Consider the following 15,721-nt stretch of genomic DNA (forward strand, 5'->3'; position numbering starts at 1 on the left):
TTCAACTGTCAAGCTCTATTTGATTGCTAACCAAATTAAAATAGTACCCTTTCATCGCCAGAAGTTCGGAGTGGTTTCCAACTTCCACAATTTCACCCTTGTCTAACACAACAATCTTATCGGCGCTTTTCACCGTACTCAACCGGTGTGCAATGATCACACTTGTCTTTCCTTTTAAAACGCGCTCGAAATTGTTGGTAATTTCTCTTTCGTTCTTCGCATCTAATGAATTCGTTGCTTCGTCAAAGAATAAAAAATCAGGGTCCTTATAAAGTGCGCGCGCAATTAGTATGCGCTGCTTTTGCCCCCCGCTGATACCAAAGCCACCATTACCAATTGGCGTATATAACTTTAATGTAGTTTCACTAATGAACTCCCTCAAATTCGCAATGTCGATCACCGATCTTAGCCTTTCCTGATCGACATCATCTGGTTCGAGGACGATGTTGAGCAATATCGTATCATTGAAAATCTTTCCGTCCTGTAAAACCGCCCCGCACTTTTGCCGCCAGTTGTCAAGATTAATGGATGTCAGGGCCGTATCTCCAATCAAAATATCACCTTCATAATTTTCATATAATCTCAAAAGCAATTTCATCAGGGTCGTCTTTCCGCTGCCACTTTGGCCCACAAGTGCAGTCATTTTACCCTCTTCTATTTCCAGGTTAATTTTTTTTAATACGAGTGGCGTACTTTCATGATATTTGAATGAAAGATCCGTGATTTTGATCGTCCTGTTCAGGGGAATTGCAGACTCCACGCCAGTATGAATCGTTTCCTCCTTCTCTTCTTCGACAACCTCATTTACCCTTTCCAAACTGATATTTGCATCCTGGTAGGATTGCACCAATCCAATGATCTGACCGACAGGCCCGTTCATCTGGCCAATGATGTATTGCGCGGACAGCATCATACCAATGGTCATTTCACCAGCCACAACCGATTTCGCCGCAAAAAATGTGATCAGAACATTCTTAACCCGGTCAATAACCGTTGTTCCAAACTGTTGTGTCTGCGACAAATTCAATAATTTCAAACTCAGATTTGAAATCTCAACCCTGCTCTTCTCCCAATCCCATCGCTTCTTTTGATGCAGGTTATTTATTTTTATTTCCGTGCTACTATCTATTATTTGAATGATGTCGTTCTGATTTACCGTATTCGCATCAAACAAGCGAAGGTCCAGCCTCCTTCTGGCTCCAAGAAATAGGAAGATCCAGATTACGTATAAGAATGTCCCGCCAAGAAATAAAAAAAACAGTTTAATATCATAGTATGACAAAATTGCCGCGTATACGATAAAGCTTAATGTCGAAACAATAATACCCAGGAAAGCGCTCATGATAAAACCTTGGATCCGGTCATGATCACGGATTCTGTTCAGAATATCACTTGTCATCTTTCTATCAAAAAACGTTACCGGTAATTGCAGCAATTTCCTGAGAAAGTCCGACACCATACTAATATTAACCCTATCAGCAACATACAAAATGATCCGGCTTTGAATATAATTGGAAATAATGGAGCTGAGTGTCAGTACCAGAGTGGCAATCAAAAGAACATTAATAAAATCAAAGTCTTTTGTCTCAATTCCAATATCTACAATTGACTGTGTGATAAAAGGAAAAACAAGACTTACAGCAATTCCAGTCAGCATTCCGATCAAAACCTGACCAATAAAATTCTTGTACGGCCTGATGTAATCCACATACCTATAAATATTTCTGCTAACCTTTACATCGTCCTGTTGATACAGTTGTGGACTTGGTTCCAATACCAACACTACGCCTTTCTCTTGTCTGCCTCTCCAAAATTCATCAAATTCACTTCTTTTATATTTTACCAGCCCGACCTGTGGATCGGATAAGAAAAACACATCCTTCCGGATCTTATACACCACAACAAAGTGAGAATAATGCCAATGTATAACACATGGAAGCTGGATCTTCCCAACCAGATCGTTCAAAGACATTTTAATTGGTAAAGACCGCAGCCCGATTTCGTCAGCAACCCTGCTGATATCTTTCAGAGAAACTCCCTCCCTGGCTATATTACATTTATCACGTAAGAATTTCATTGAAAAGTTCTTACCGTAATGTTTACATATGATCTTTAAGCATGCCGGACCACAATCCATTGCATCCAGTTGCTTAAAGAATGGAAATCCACCAATATTCACAGGTATTACTTTTAAATGAATACTAAATACTAAAATTCTCTTTTAATAAATGCCGCACATTCTCCCTTGAATATCTTATGTCGGTAACCGCTTTAAATTTTCGCAATGACTCCCTGTACGTTTTATTTTCCAGAATTTCTTTCAATTTCTTTTTTATTCCATCCACACGCTCATACTGAAAAACCCCGCGTATGCCTAATTGGTGATATTCCACTTTCAATGCATTATCGTTTTGGTCGTAAGAAAAGTCCAAAGGAAATACCAGCATCGGGACTTGATAAAATATGCTTTCCTTAATACCTCCCATACCGCCATGTGTAATAAAAGCAGTAGCGTTCTGTAACACAGTAGGTTGAGGAACTCTCGAAAAAAGTGATACACGATCTGAATCAAACCCCTCACTCTTTAAAGCCCCGATAACATATTTATTGACTGAACAAACCAAATGTGTATTTTCAAAACCTTTCAGTGCGATCGAGAGTAATTTGACAAAATTGAGCAGACTTCGATCGGCACCTTCAAAAAATGTCCCAAAACTGCAATAGATGATCCGCTCTCCGTTGTCTTTTCGCTTCAATATATCGGGCCACGCTTCACTAAATAAAGCGTCCAATTCAGTGTCTACACGGCCTTCGCGCTGACACAAACCCAAATAAAATTGGTAATGCTTTGCACCACCCAGCCTGAATTCAAACTCCTCAGGCACCAGGATTATCTCAGGAATATCCTTAAACAAAAGTGTAAATTTGCTCCTAATAAGTGTATCACTGCCCGCTATCCCGCTCTTTTTTATCAAATCATCATATTGAAAATTACCAGCCAATCGCATGATATATTTCCTGGCCCCGGTAAACCAACTCAGTAAATTTGTTTTTGAAATTTTTGATGATTTCGGCTTGTTTTCGATGGGCGCATTTGCTAGTACTGTCGGATCTTCATCCACATTATATATAGAGGGCATTGGATTAAAAAATGCAATCTTTAACCCACTGTACTGATTCAGAATAAAAAATTCTGTGCTCGTGAAAACGTCAAGTATTACCAGATCAGGTTTCCAATCCTGAACTATTCGGTCGTAAATATCTTTCCTTAGACTATACAATTCATTTGAGAAATAGGCCATGAATAACCGTGTAAAACTGGTTTTACCATATTTTTCCCTGATATAACGCTCCTCCATTCCCAGGCCTATTTTAAATCCGCCTATCGTAAAACATTTAAACCCATTTTCAATACATAGTTCTTCCAAAATATGATTTCCAACCGCATACACAATATCATATTCCTCCGAAAGTAATTCTGCCAGATAAAACGAAGGCAAAACATGGCTTCGAATCGGTGATGGAATAAAAAGAGCAGTTTTTTTTGACATAGAATTTAAAACTCTTCTTCGCTAAATATCCTGTACAACATAAATGCAATAAATGATTCGTCCCGCAAATACACCCCCAATCGATTGTTTGTCATGTGGATATGATTGTCACAAAAAGTAGCTAAATGCATGCGACTGCCCCCATCTTCGGTATTCATCTCACTACTGATATGTCGGCAACACTGCAACCACCTACCCTCCCACTCCCTATTCTCCGCCACCCGGTCATTGTTATACACACTTTTAACAATCTCCAAAACTTTACTCCTTTGATCTAAAAACGTCTTTTCAAATGCATTTTTGACCTTGTCTATGTTTCCGGATGAAGGCAGGCTAACTTCATCCTGCTTTACCGAATGCATCAGCCAGTTTTCGAAAATCCCTTTCAAAACGGCTGCTATCGCCGCGTTTTCTGTGACCACTACTGTCAAAAATATCACGTGCATTTTTATGGCAAAGGCCATAGCAAGCCCGTTGTTCCAGACAGAACAATATTCTTTAATGATGCTGATAACGGTTTGAGAGGAGTATCCAAAAAGAACTTCCGACAATTTCATTCCATTTTCCCCGGCGTACCGAGCAATTTCCCTTTCATACGGAACAAACTCTATTCGATATGCCTGGCAGTCATTTTGAGCGTTGAAGTAGTTTGTTGCCTGCTCTTCAATCATATTCCCGACAGCCAAAACATCACCCCCATGATTTGCCAATACCCTTAATCTCAGATGTTCCCCACCCTCCCAGTACCGTATAAAGAAATACGATTTCAAATACTTCAGATTAGAAAGGTCACATACAATCACATTGATCAGGTTTACAATGACCCGCTCAAATTTGAGATCGCTATATACGTACACAGAAATCCAATCATTTCTCATTTCGCTTGCTTTAAGCTTCACCGGAAATTAAGTATGACTGAAGAGAGGGGTGTTTGGGGTAACTTTTGTAGTCAAATTGCGACTAAAATTAGGAAGAATAAGCAGCACTGCTAACTGGTATATTCTTTATCAAAGCGGATACTTAATATTCTTTTAATATCGGATGCATTGTAAATAGCGGGTAACTCAGCTCCATTTAAAATCGTTACCGGCAATTCTGATTTCAATCCCGCCAGCTCATACCATCGCAAATGGTGTGTCAGTTGGTCCAACCCTCTTGCAAGATCAAACCTTCGCGTCGCCCGCCAATCTTCTAATTTAACAGGCATACATCTATACCAATCGTCCAACACATTGGCCTCCTCACCCGATTCGGAGCCCAATATCGTGTATGTAACAATATTGTCAATTGATTGCGAATTTGGTGACACGGCCAGAATAATCTCACATTTAATACCCGGATTTTCTGAAACTAATTTTTGCGTCTGAAAATATGCATTACGGCACATGTAACAGATTGGATTTAAAACAAGTGTAATACAATCGTCGGCGCTGGGTTTTCCAATCGTAATTCCATTCATCCCGGTAAAAAAGGACGGAAGGTTTTTTCTATCCGACCGAATACTTTGCAGGTATATCGGATCATACATCATTTTTTTAATTGTATAGTAATGCCCCTGCGCCAACGATACACTTTGTATAGGTCGCTTTACAAACATCCAGACAATTATTGGAATAAAAAAAGAAATAACAAATCCTTTTATATCATTCCAATTCGAAAATAGAATTATAGTCCAATTAAAAAATATAAGAAACTCAATCCAGATAAGGGACAATATTATCACACAAAGCAAGCTCCATGATTTCAATTTAAATTGGACATAAACAAGCCAGAAAGTAGAAGCGATGGCAAAATAGTTCAGTAACTTCAGAGGCCCGATTACGTGGTCAATCTGATTGGAAATAATTAAGAACAAAAAGCTTCCCGAAAAACACAAAAGACTAAGCTCGGGCCAGTTGATACCAATCGATGTCTTGGCCAATTCCGATCGAAGAATGGCTTCGGTAGCAGTTGGAAAGTTCAAATCCCTGCCTTTCCTCCAAAAACTATCGTACTTATCCATTGAAATTTGAATAAGTCTGACGCTAAGTAATACGCCGGCAATTTGTATCATTAAAAGTAGATCAAATGTCCATGAGGTAATTCGTTGATCGGCAATTAACCATGTCGCGAGCAGTAACGCAGCCGCTGTCCATCCAAATGGCTTTCTCAATTTTCCGTAAATTTCAAGAAATCTATTTTTTTTATAGTGTGCATCTCCTGATAATCTATTTGGTTCGATCACCAATGATACACCCTGCCATTTTCTGGAAAAGTCAGATATATGCTCTCGAAAAGCACCAAGATCATTGTGAAACCATTCCACAAAACCACTTTCAACTTTCTCTACAGTCCCGTATCCGAGGCTGCTATCCATATATACAATAAGTGGAGTAGCAATCTTTTCAAGTAATAAAGGCTCTATTCTAACTGCAAGGTTGGGTACATTAAAAGAAGTGAAAGTATCTTTCAATGCTTGCATTGAAGGAAAATGAGGATGTTGAAGTAACTTATCCTGTAGGCCCGATTTTGTAATTTTGATATTGGCAATCTTGCAGGATCTTTGAACCGTTTCCAGCGCATTTCGCTCAACTGAGTTAAGTTTCATACCGATACGATGAGTGAACTAACAAGATTGAAATTCAATCTTGTTAGCTTTTAGTTGATGATGATTTTAGCAAGAGAGCGGTGGTTTGATAACCACCATTTAATCAGATTCCCGAAAAATTTTATCATTCTTTATGACCGCCCCCTCGTATCAATTAAACCCGCAGATTTAATTGCCCCATCCATTCGCCTGATAAATAAACCTGGGTAAACCTAAATTTTCTGATCGAATAATCCTAGTTTTTTCGGTATGAATTAGAAAAAAAGGTAGAATTTATTCGAAATTCGCCCCATACTCCTTGTATGAGCAGATAGCAAATTATTGATTCTACATTAAATAAAGTGTCGAAATTAAACTATCGTGTCGAAAATTCGAATAAAATATGAACTCGATTGGGGGAGAAAAAGCATAAAAATAGCGGAAACGTATATAAACGTTTCCGGAAGATATTGAAAGAGAATTAAACCTGGGCTTATCATCAACTTATTTATTGTTCCAACAATATTTGTGTCCACAAATTGGCAGAATTTTAATATAAATTGGCTTGGATATTATTTTAGAAAAATAACAAAATGTTTAGCCAGACTTTACTTTTTCCCAATAAAGGTTCAAAATAGAAATTCAGTTTACCTACGAACTCCGGTTCAAATTCAACTGCTTTCAACTCAATAACCAAAATACGCTCTTAGCTTTAAGTGATAGAGTAATAAATCTATTGAAAAACTCTTTTAACGTGGTGGCTGGTCAGATTTCTGATCTGTAAATTTGGGTTTCGATTTCATCTGAGATATTTTAAGCGATCAGTTCCATTCCGAGCGCAGAGCCGGGCAGGATACGGTCCCAAAACCGGTTACGCACAGCACGCGACTCTTCGAAAATTCGCCCATCCAAAGCCGTCACGGAGTAAATGCGCTTTCTGCGTCCGCCCCTTTCCGCAGTCGCCTCACCCCAGACCGAGCGCAGGTAACCATTTCATTCAAGGCGCTGCATTGCTGCATGGACGGCGCCGGTAGTTACAACATTGCCTGTTTCACTTTCTAGGTCTTCGGCTATGGTTATTGTGTATGCATTGGTCGACAAGGCGGCGACGGCCAGCAGTACAATTTCCTCAAACTCTCTCAAATTGAATAGTGAAAAATACTCGAAATCGGACGGTTGGAGTCCGGCTTTGAACACATTAGCAATCCGCAGGTCACTTAATAAGGGGCGGTACGTTTGTAGAAAAATTTTGGGAGGATCTTGATCAGATCATGCTTGAAGGATTCATTTCTTGGCCAATGCTCCCGGATAACATTTGCCAACATGGCCAAATGCTTTTTACGTATTTCAAGTTTCTTACAAATGTTGGTCGCTCATCCGTTAAATTTTATTATGAAATAATATGCTGTCAGGGAAAGCTGCTGGCACCTCTAGCATAATATTTTTCTTTACTTGTTCTTATTCTGATTTTAAGGTTTGTGCCGGGTTAGTCAACGCAGCCTTGATGGCTTGCGAGCTGACGGTGACAAGAGCCAAGGCAATGGCGACAATGCCGGCCACTGCGAACATCCACCATTCAATATCAATCCTGTAAGCAAAATCGTCCAGCCAAAGCTGTGTTGCGTACCACGCCATGGGCGAGCCAATTACAATTGCAATCAGCACCAGTTTGATAAAATCCTGCGACAGCATTGCCACAATGCTGCCAACCGTTGCTCCCAGCACCTTGCGAACCCCAATTTCCTTGGTGCGCTGGGCAATGGTGTAAGACGACAAGCCAAATATTCCAAGCGAAGCGATCATTACAGCTAGCATTGAGAAGAATGTAGAAATTTGCCCAAAAATATGGTCGTCTTTATATTGCTCGTTGAACTTTTGATCCATGAAAAAATAGTTGAAATTATTTCCAGGAAAAAAGGCGTCGTATTTCTGTTTGACTTGTTGAATTGTCGCTTCTGCCTCAGGCGCATTCATTTTCATGGAGAAAAATCCAGCCATGGAATAAAACGGAGCAAAAACGATCGGCTCGATGGCATGTTTGAGCGATTGCTGATGAAAGTCGCTGACAACACCCACGATTTCCCACTCCCTGCCGTTCACAACATACTTTTGATTAATCGCTTCCGCTGCGCTGTTAAAACCGAGCAGCTTGGCAGCAGCCAGATTGAGGATCGTGTTTTTTACTTTGCCGCCGTCAACATTTGAATCCGTTGCCAGGAACTTGCGGCCTGCGAGTTTCTTTATTTTATAAGTATCAAAAAAATCGAGGTCAACGGCCATTGAGCTGAATGTCACGCCTTTCTCTTCATTGGAACCCACACGTTTGATGTTAAAGCTGCGCCCCAGGCGATTACCAAAAATATTACCGGATGCGCTCGCCTGCTGCACAGCAGGAATGCGTTCCAGCTCGGTTTTGAATGCATTGAGCCGATCAATTGCGGTTGAATCCCAAAGTGTAAGCTCGGGTCCGCGGATTACCAAAACCTGGTCCATATTAAAACCCAGCTTTTCTTCTCGCATAAATTTCAGCTGCCGGAAAATAATGAATGTCCCGATAATCAAAATGATGGATGCTGTGTATTGAAAAACCACCAGCGACTGGCGCACCCAAATGCCCTGTGATGATCTTTTGAATGTACCTTTCAAAACCTGGATCGCCTTAAAGCCTGATAATGCAAAGGCAGGATAAAAACCTGAAAGCAAAATGCCGGTCACAAATACGCCTGCGAGAATAACGGGCAAATAATAGCCGCCAAATCCTGCCCCCATTAGCAAAGACAACGACAAAGGTTTTCCCATAAGCTCGTTCAATGTGGGCTGCAAGAGCATCGTCAACACCACGGCCAGCACCCCAGCAATAAGGTTAAGGATGATGGATTCGGACATAAATTGCCAGATGAGCTGCCCGGAAGTTGCACCCGCGACCTTGCGAACCCCTACTTCACGAGCACGTTCTAGGGAGCGGGCCGTGGAAAGGTTAATGTAATTGATCCAGGCGATGACCAAAATAAAAGCAGCAATGATCAGCAGCGTCCAGACTGCCTTTCCATTGTTAACCTTGCCGATCTCATATTCGTAATCCGAGAAGAGATGTGCGCGGTGGAGCGGCTGCAAACTGAATTTTTCAACACTTCCTGAAATTTTATCTCCCTTAAAATGCCGCTGGCTAAAAGCCGGAAGTTTGCGTTCGAATGCAGCCACATCTGCACCGGGCCGAAGCTTAATGTAATGCCACATGTCCGAATTCTGCCAGCTGGTTCTCACCCATTCGCCCCAGGTTTTGGATAACGTTTCATAGGACATTAAAGCGCCGAATTCCAGGTGCGAAGCTGCCGGAAAATCTTTCATTACGGCCGTGACCTGGTAAGGCTCGCTATCTGTGTCCACTTTTAATGTCTTTCCGATTAGACTTGCATAATCTCCAGAAACCCTGAATATCTTTTTCGCATTGCTTTCTGAAATTACGATGGATCGGGGCGCTTTAAGCGCCGTTCGTGCATCCCCCGCAAGCAGCGGAAAGTTGAACATTGAGAAGAACTCCGCATCCGCATAAATTGCTTTTTCCTGAAAAATCCGCTTATCCAATTGAAGATTGAATGTGCCCACATTGCCCATGGTCGTCACGCTCTCCACTTCATTAAAATCACCAACCATTCCCTGCCCAACCGCCGGATAAGTAATCGTGCCATGCTGCACGAGCTTGCCTTTCTGAAAACGATCGTTTGCAACACGGTATATGCGCGATCCATCCTGATGAAATTGGTCAAAACTAAGCTCAAAATTCACATATTGAAGGATCAGCAGGCAGGCAGTAATGCCAGTAACGAGGCCCGTCAGATTTACTAGTGAAAAAGTTCTGCTTTTCCACATATTGCGCAGCGTGATTTTGAAATAGTTCCGGATCATATCAGCTTTGAAAAGGTTGCCGTTATTAGCAATCCTCTAAAACCCAATGCCAGTATGTGAAATCTGCTTTTAAAACGGTTAGAGCCAGATTATAGACTTCATCAGTGTTCAAAAGCGAACAGCATTCCCCTAGGGCGGACAGTGTTTGAGCCATTTAAATGCTTGTTTTGGATAATATTCCAGAACAATTACATCTAATCTACCGTGCTCGCCGGAATCGGAACATTAGACACAACCGCAACCTTGTCTCTGTTACCATGAAATGCCCAATCGGAATGGATAGGTGTGAGATAACCGGAATAATCACTAAAAGGTATTTGAAATGCCGTCACCCACCATTATCCATAATACCTGTCGAGTGTACACCAAAAGCTTCACTTTCGAGGTTCCAGCTCATTAAGTATCCCGATGGTTAAGAATTCCCTTATCAGAACTCCATCAACAATCCCCTCTTACACTACTTGATACTACAACCGGGTTTGGAATGGTTCATATGTTTTAGGACGATTTTCTGCAACTCCACGCTCCTCAATTTTTCCGGAGTGTTGCCGGTGGTGATTTTTATTGTTCAGGGACCACTGCTACTGCATCCATCTCCAGTAAGAAATCGGGCTGTGCCAATGCAGCTACAAATACACCGGTAATGATTGGCGGGTGACTCATTTTTTTCAGGTCTTCCTGAAGTGCTTGAAAGGCTACCTTGGCATCCTGCCCCTCAATGATGTAGACGTTCCATTTGATCACATTCGTTAGCGATGCTCCGCCTGCTTCCAGTGCGATCTTGATGTTGTTCAATGTCTGTGCGGCCTGAGCTTTGAGGTCGCCTTTCCCTACCACTTTTCCTTCCTTGTCGGTAGCATTTTGTCCACCAACATAAATGGTTGTGAAGGGACCCTTCGTAATGACCAGCTGGGAATAAGCCGGATTTTTAAATAATCCATCCGGACTAAGATAAGTTACTTCACTCTTTGTGTGTTTTTCCATATCGTTTTGTTGTTTTTGATTTTTGCTGCAACCCACTGTTAAAAAAAATATCAAGGATGCAATTGATATTCCGACATTATCTTTTTTCATGAAAGTTTATTTTAAATTATTGAAGTGTGCAAAGAGGATCGTTTGCTCTCTCTTCACGTATCGCCAATAGGCACTAAAGAAAAGTTTACGATCAAGATTTTACCCACTGTTCGAAAGGCCTCATTGAGGTAAGCTATGCTTTATTAACTTATCTGCGCATGTACATAAACCAATTCCATTCCCATGTATTTCCATAGTCCTCCGATGTCGCCTGGCTCCATACCGGTTGGTCAACATCTCGTGCATCCCAGCGATAAACAGTAATCAAGACTTTACCATCAGAGAGATCCTTTGAAAAAAAATGACCCACTTTGTTTTCAAAGGACCCAATTACAGGAGGCAACCCTAAAGTGCCATAATTAGAATCCGCCCAATAGATGCTCCATAATTTGGTTTGAGGATTGAATAAGCGAAGAGTCATACCCTCAAAAGGTTTCCCGTTGCGCTCCGCCAAATAATTATCGATGTTGCCAAGTCCATTGAGTATAACGTGCATTTCCTGAGTAGCCTCAAACTCGTTCCATGTAACACTGTTGTTCTCATTCTTTTTTAATATTCTGTTCTTAAGGTTCCACTTTCCAATAAAAAAATCAAAATCATTTTTTGATGACGTGGAAGAAGGGGAAATGATCAATTCTCCTGCAGAATCGAAAAATAATTTGGGTACAGGTAATTCATTATTTTGTTGGGCAGTTGAAGCCTTGCAAATAAGAAGCAATAAAGCGATCATCACAGATTTCATATACGGCTTTTAGTACTTTTTAATTTAACTATTAAAATGAACTTTGATCGCGTAAATGCATTCAAAAATCAGCACACGCATTAGCATACCGCGCTTAGCGGTATGCTAGGATCATTAAGATTTATCGGTAGAAAACTTGTTCATTTATTTTTGGCTGGTGGTCGAAGCATTGGGGATTGTGGCTTACTGCGGCAGGATGGAACCCGTATAGGATGCGGGCTGATTTTCTTCATGGAAGAACTCCCGGATTACCGGAGCAAGTACTTTTTCACCCACATTATGGCCCTCACCTTCAATCGTACGACGCTGCGCATTTGGGATTGTTTTGGCAAGCTTATCTGCTGTGGCGCGCATAAATGGCATAGATTCTATACTAGCACCGCCGTCCATCACAAGTGTGTTCGCCTTTATTCGGGCTACTCGCTCGACAGGTACTGAACGATTTTCACCAACAACTTTTACATCGTAGGCAATTGTTGGTGCTAACGCTTTCATACCCTGCCACCCGGGCAACACTTTCATCGCTAGTATGGCTATGCCTGATGCGCCAACGAACTTCATATGAAATTCGACAGCATCACTGCGGCGATCTGCAGCAAGGAGCTGATCCAATTTCAAACTGTACTCTTTCCATTTTTCTGCCTCGCCTTCCGCTTCATCATAGGGTGGTTCGTAGACTGCCAGGTTTTTCACCTTGTCGCCAAGCGCGGCTGTCGCTTCCAGCGCAAGGCATGCCCCCGAAGAAATGCCATATACATTGGCCGAACCACCAGCCTCATCGATAAGGGCTTCTATGTCTTCGACCTCACGCTCCACTGAATACGGCCTATTGTCGCCGCTATCGCCACGACCCCGACGGTCATAATTGTATACGGTAAAGTCAGGGGATAAAAGTTGAACAAGCTTGGCGTGATCCGAACGCGAAGCTAATGCCCCAACTATTAAAACAACAGCAGGACCCTTTCCTAATTTTTCATACGCTATTTGTGTTCCGTCTTTTGAAATTACCGTTTGCATATCACCTCTATGTTGATTCAAAACAAATCGTTTACCCAAATAAGCCATTCCTCCTGTAAACATAATGATTATTACAATCCAAATAAATTTAGCGATCCTTTTCATACAACCGCCATATTTTTTTCAAAAAGTAGACATGCATCCACCTCATGGTAAGGATTTTTAATTTGTATAATTAGATTCTTATTGGGCTATTTCAATTGCACGATGAAGTTTCTCAGCAATTTTCCCAACTTTAAGTCTATCGCGACCAGACGCCTCAATTTCTGTGATAAAAAAACAAGTCTAAATGATAATCAATAGTATTAATGCTAATCTTCTTTTGACGTTCAATAAATGCAAAACCATTACCTAGTTCAAGGATAAATTTTTCGATGTTATTAATTAGTGCGTTTTCAAGATCCTTCTCGAGTATGCCGCCGGCAAATTTAAGAATTCCAAAATATATGTATTTTTAAATAACAAGTCTGGATTAAGATCCTGGTTTTGCATCAGTGAGTTCAAGCTTTCTGTTATAATGGCATCAGGATGTTTAGCTATTGCAGACCGTTCGTACAGCATGGTATCAATCTGGTCTCTAAGGCTTCTTACAGTCCATTTACAGTTAAATGCCAACTGCCCATAGAATTCACGTTTCATATCACGTTCAATGCCGGCTAGCTCTATCGAATGACTCCAGCGCATTTGTTGCGACAATGTCGCAATTTTTTCCCGGTCAAAATTGACTGCAACTTTTTGCATTCGAGTTACTACAACGCAACTACAATTTTGCCGGTTGTTTTGCCAGTTTCTATTTTCGTATGGGCCTTTGGCAGGTCGGAGAATGGAAAAGTCAGGGTTACAAAAGATTTAATGCTTCCATCGGCAAGCATACCGGCTATTTGTCTCATATCTTCTCCATTTGATATTACCTCCAGGCGATGCGTATAAAGATCCTTTTCCTTAACACTGGCCTTTACTTTTTCATCGGTGAAGAAGGTTAGTAAAGTAATAACGCTACCGCCTGTTTTGACGGCTTCCAGAGATCGTAATAGATGTTCTTCACCAAAGATTGGGTCTAGCACAATGTCTGCGTTTTTTACTTTTTCCTCGAATTTTTCTGATGTGTGGTCGATAAATTCATCCACACCAAGTTCAATGATAAAGTCTTTTTTCGGTGCAGAGCTAGTGCCTATAACGTACGCACCGAAATGTTTTGCGATCTGAACCGCGTAATGCCCGACACCTCCGCCAGCCGCGTGAATGAGTACTCTGTCTCCTTTTTTTACTTTGGCGTAAGTTACCAGTGACTGCCAGGCCGTCAATGCCGCCAGTGTAGCGGCGGCAGCTTCCTCAAAAGAGATATTGGCTGGTTTCAAGGCTAATTGCCCGACAGGTGCAGCTACGTATTCCGCGTAAGCTTTACCCTGACCAGGGAAATTAACCATGCCGAAAACGTCATCTCCGGTTTTAAAGGTGGTAACCTCATTTCCGGTGTTGACGATCGTTCCTGAGATGTCCCAGCCCAGTATTACGTTTTTCTCATCGCCATTCAGGCTTAAATAGTCGGTAAGTGCTTGCTGATTATTTCTCACAAATGCATCAACAGGGTTAATTCCGATCGCTTTTACCTCAATCAGCACTTCGTTCGGCTTAATAGCAGGCGTTTCCACTTCGCTAAAAATAAAATTTTCAACTCCTCCGGTCTGGTTCAATGTTATCGCTTTCATAAGGCTTCGCTTTTTAATTAATGTTGATACAAATTTGCGGCTCCTTACTTGCAATTCTGTTGTAAAATTTTGGGTTAATTCGGTAATTTTGTCGGTATGCATGTACAAAATCTATTTCAACCTTTTGAGGTTCGGTTTGTCAAAGTTGACGAGTGTCCGGTAAAGGCGCATAAGAATACTTTTATAGAGCTGGTTTATATTCTGGAAGGAAAGGGGATTTATCACATAGATGAACACCAGTTTAAATATGGTCCTGAAAATCTTTTTCTGACCATGCCTATGCATATGCATTTTACAGAGGTGAGTGAAACCACCTCGTTTGTGTTTATTCGCTTTAATAATATTTATTTAAATGCCCAAAAGGCTCAGAAATCATATAGTAACCTGGGCGACTGGATAGAAAAGCTGGAATATATCTTTCACAACAGCAATCACCTTCAGGGATGTATTCTCAGGAACATGAGCGATAAGCCCCTGGTTAGGGCCGTGATTAAAGCAATCGTTATCGAATATCAGAGTCAACAAACCATGCATAAAGAACTCGTCCAGCAGCTGTTGAACACGCTACTGATGGTTGTGGCAAGAAATATTTCGCTGCATCTTCCTGAAAAATCCAAGGTGACTCAAAATACGTCGCTCGATATCATTCATTACATTCACCTGAATATTTACAACTCTGAAAAATTAAAGGCTGAAAGCATCGCTTCTCGCTTTCATATTTCACTCAATTACATTAGTGAATTTTTTAAAAAACACACCAATGAGAACCTTCAGCAGTATATAATCAACTACAAACTTGCATTAGTGGAAATCAGACTTACACACAGTGATATGCGTTTGAACGAAATTGCTTCGGAGCTCGGATTTACAGACGACAGTCATCTGACCAAAATGTTTAAGAAATATAAAGGAATTCCTCCTTCTGAATATCGGAGGAGCACTGCGGTTACTGCTCAATAAGCCCCGCATCTTCAACCTTTACCGGAATCGCCGTATCAAGTCCGACACTACATTTAGATGTGAGTGATTTTTCATTTAAACCACCGGATTTATAGACAGCGCTAAGCGGTTACAAAACCCAAGTTTATCCTCCGGACGCAGCCTCCCCGAGAACACCGCGTTGACATTTAAGGGTGGGACCCCTTCACCATCGATT

Annotated in this window: 14 protein-coding genes; 2 read left to right on the top strand and 12 right to left on the bottom strand. The window is 41.2% G+C overall.

Annotated features, from left to right (window positions below):
- Position 1: 1 nt before the first annotated feature.
- From FHS68_RS10500 to FHS68_RS10530, 6 genes are all read right to left on the bottom strand, one after another.
- Positions 2–2,179, bottom strand: a complete 2,178-nt coding sequence (locus FHS68_RS10500) for a peptidase domain-containing ABC transporter (RefSeq protein WP_208408278.1) — start codon at positions 2,177–2,179, stop codon at positions 2–4.
- Positions 2,180–2,201: 22 nt separating this feature from the next.
- Positions 2,202–3,551: a glycosyltransferase gene (locus tag FHS68_RS10505; protein ID WP_167269766.1), complete on the bottom strand. Its 1,350-nt coding sequence runs from the start codon at positions 3,549–3,551 to the stop codon at positions 2,202–2,204.
- 5 nt (positions 3,552–3,556) lie between these two features.
- A complete protein-coding gene (locus FHS68_RS10510) occupies positions 3,557–4,429 on the bottom strand; it encodes a thiopeptide-type bacteriocin biosynthesis protein (protein WP_167269767.1) in 873 nt (290 codons plus the stop codon).
- 110 nt (positions 4,430–4,539) lie between these two features.
- On the bottom strand, positions 4,540–6,138 hold the full coding sequence (locus FHS68_RS10515; protein ID WP_167269768.1) for a cysteine peptidase family C39 domain-containing protein: 1,599 nt from the start codon (positions 6,136–6,138) through the stop codon (positions 4,540–4,542).
- Between the two features lie 972 nt (positions 6,139–7,110).
- Entirely contained in the window at positions 7,111–7,314 is a 204-nt protein-coding gene (locus FHS68_RS26660; protein ID WP_310588537.1) for a hypothetical protein, read from the bottom strand.
- A gap of 261 nt (positions 7,315–7,575) precedes the next feature.
- A complete protein-coding gene (locus FHS68_RS10530) occupies positions 7,576–10,023 on the bottom strand; it encodes an ABC transporter permease (RefSeq protein WP_167269769.1) in 2,448 nt (815 codons plus the stop codon).
- 418 nt (positions 10,024–10,441) lie between these two features.
- On the opposite strand from FHS68_RS10530, the gene FHS68_RS26400 reads away from it, so the two are divergent.
- A complete protein-coding gene (locus tag FHS68_RS26400; protein ID WP_167270897.1) occupies positions 10,442–10,525 on the top strand; it encodes a hypothetical protein in 84 nt (27 codons plus the stop codon).
- A gap of 59 nt (positions 10,526–10,584) precedes the next feature.
- Here the strand turns inward: FHS68_RS26400 and FHS68_RS10540 are convergent, their stop codons facing one another.
- The 6 genes from FHS68_RS10540 to FHS68_RS10565 all read right to left on the bottom strand — a co-directional run bounded on the left by FHS68_RS10540 (position 10,585) and on the right by FHS68_RS10565 (position 14,565).
- Positions 10,585–11,007, bottom strand: coding sequence for a RidA family protein (locus tag FHS68_RS10540; protein ID WP_167269770.1), 423 nt, complete (start codon positions 11,005–11,007; stop codon positions 10,585–10,587).
- A 238-nt stretch (positions 11,008–11,245) separates the two neighbouring features.
- Positions 11,246–11,839 (bottom strand): hypothetical protein, encoded by a 594-nt coding sequence (locus FHS68_RS26255; protein WP_208408280.1) that lies wholly within the window; start codon positions 11,837–11,839, stop codon positions 11,246–11,248.
- Between the two features lie 183 nt (positions 11,840–12,022).
- Complete coding sequence (locus tag FHS68_RS10550) at positions 12,023–12,856, bottom strand: alpha/beta fold hydrolase (RefSeq protein ID WP_167269771.1); 834 nt, start codon at positions 12,854–12,856, stop codon at positions 12,023–12,025.
- 259 nt (positions 12,857–13,115) lie between these two features.
- Positions 13,116–13,304, bottom strand: a complete 189-nt coding sequence (locus FHS68_RS26775; protein WP_167270899.1) for a PDDEXK nuclease domain-containing protein — start codon at positions 13,302–13,304, stop codon at positions 13,116–13,118.
- On the bottom strand, positions 13,241–13,597 hold the full coding sequence (locus tag FHS68_RS10560; protein WP_167269772.1) for a DUF1016 N-terminal domain-containing protein: 357 nt from the start codon (positions 13,595–13,597) through the stop codon (positions 13,241–13,243). Before FHS68_RS10560 ends, FHS68_RS26775 begins: the two co-directional genes overlap by 64 nt.
- A gap of 8 nt (positions 13,598–13,605) precedes the next feature.
- On the bottom strand, positions 13,606–14,565 hold the full coding sequence (locus tag FHS68_RS10565; protein WP_167269773.1) for an NADP-dependent oxidoreductase: 960 nt from the start codon (positions 14,563–14,565) through the stop codon (positions 13,606–13,608).
- 96 nt (positions 14,566–14,661) lie between these two features.
- Here FHS68_RS10565 and FHS68_RS10570 point away from each other — a divergent pair, with 96 nt between their 5' ends.
- Positions 14,662–15,525 (top strand): AraC family transcriptional regulator, encoded by an 864-nt coding sequence (locus FHS68_RS10570; RefSeq protein WP_167269774.1) that lies wholly within the window; start codon positions 14,662–14,664, stop codon positions 15,523–15,525.
- Positions 15,526–15,721 lie beyond the last annotated feature (196 nt).

Origin of the sequence: Dyadobacter arcticus (assembly GCF_011762185.1) — a bacterium.
Lineage (GTDB): Bacteria > Bacteroidota > Bacteroidia > Cytophagales > Spirosomataceae > Dyadobacter > Dyadobacter arcticus.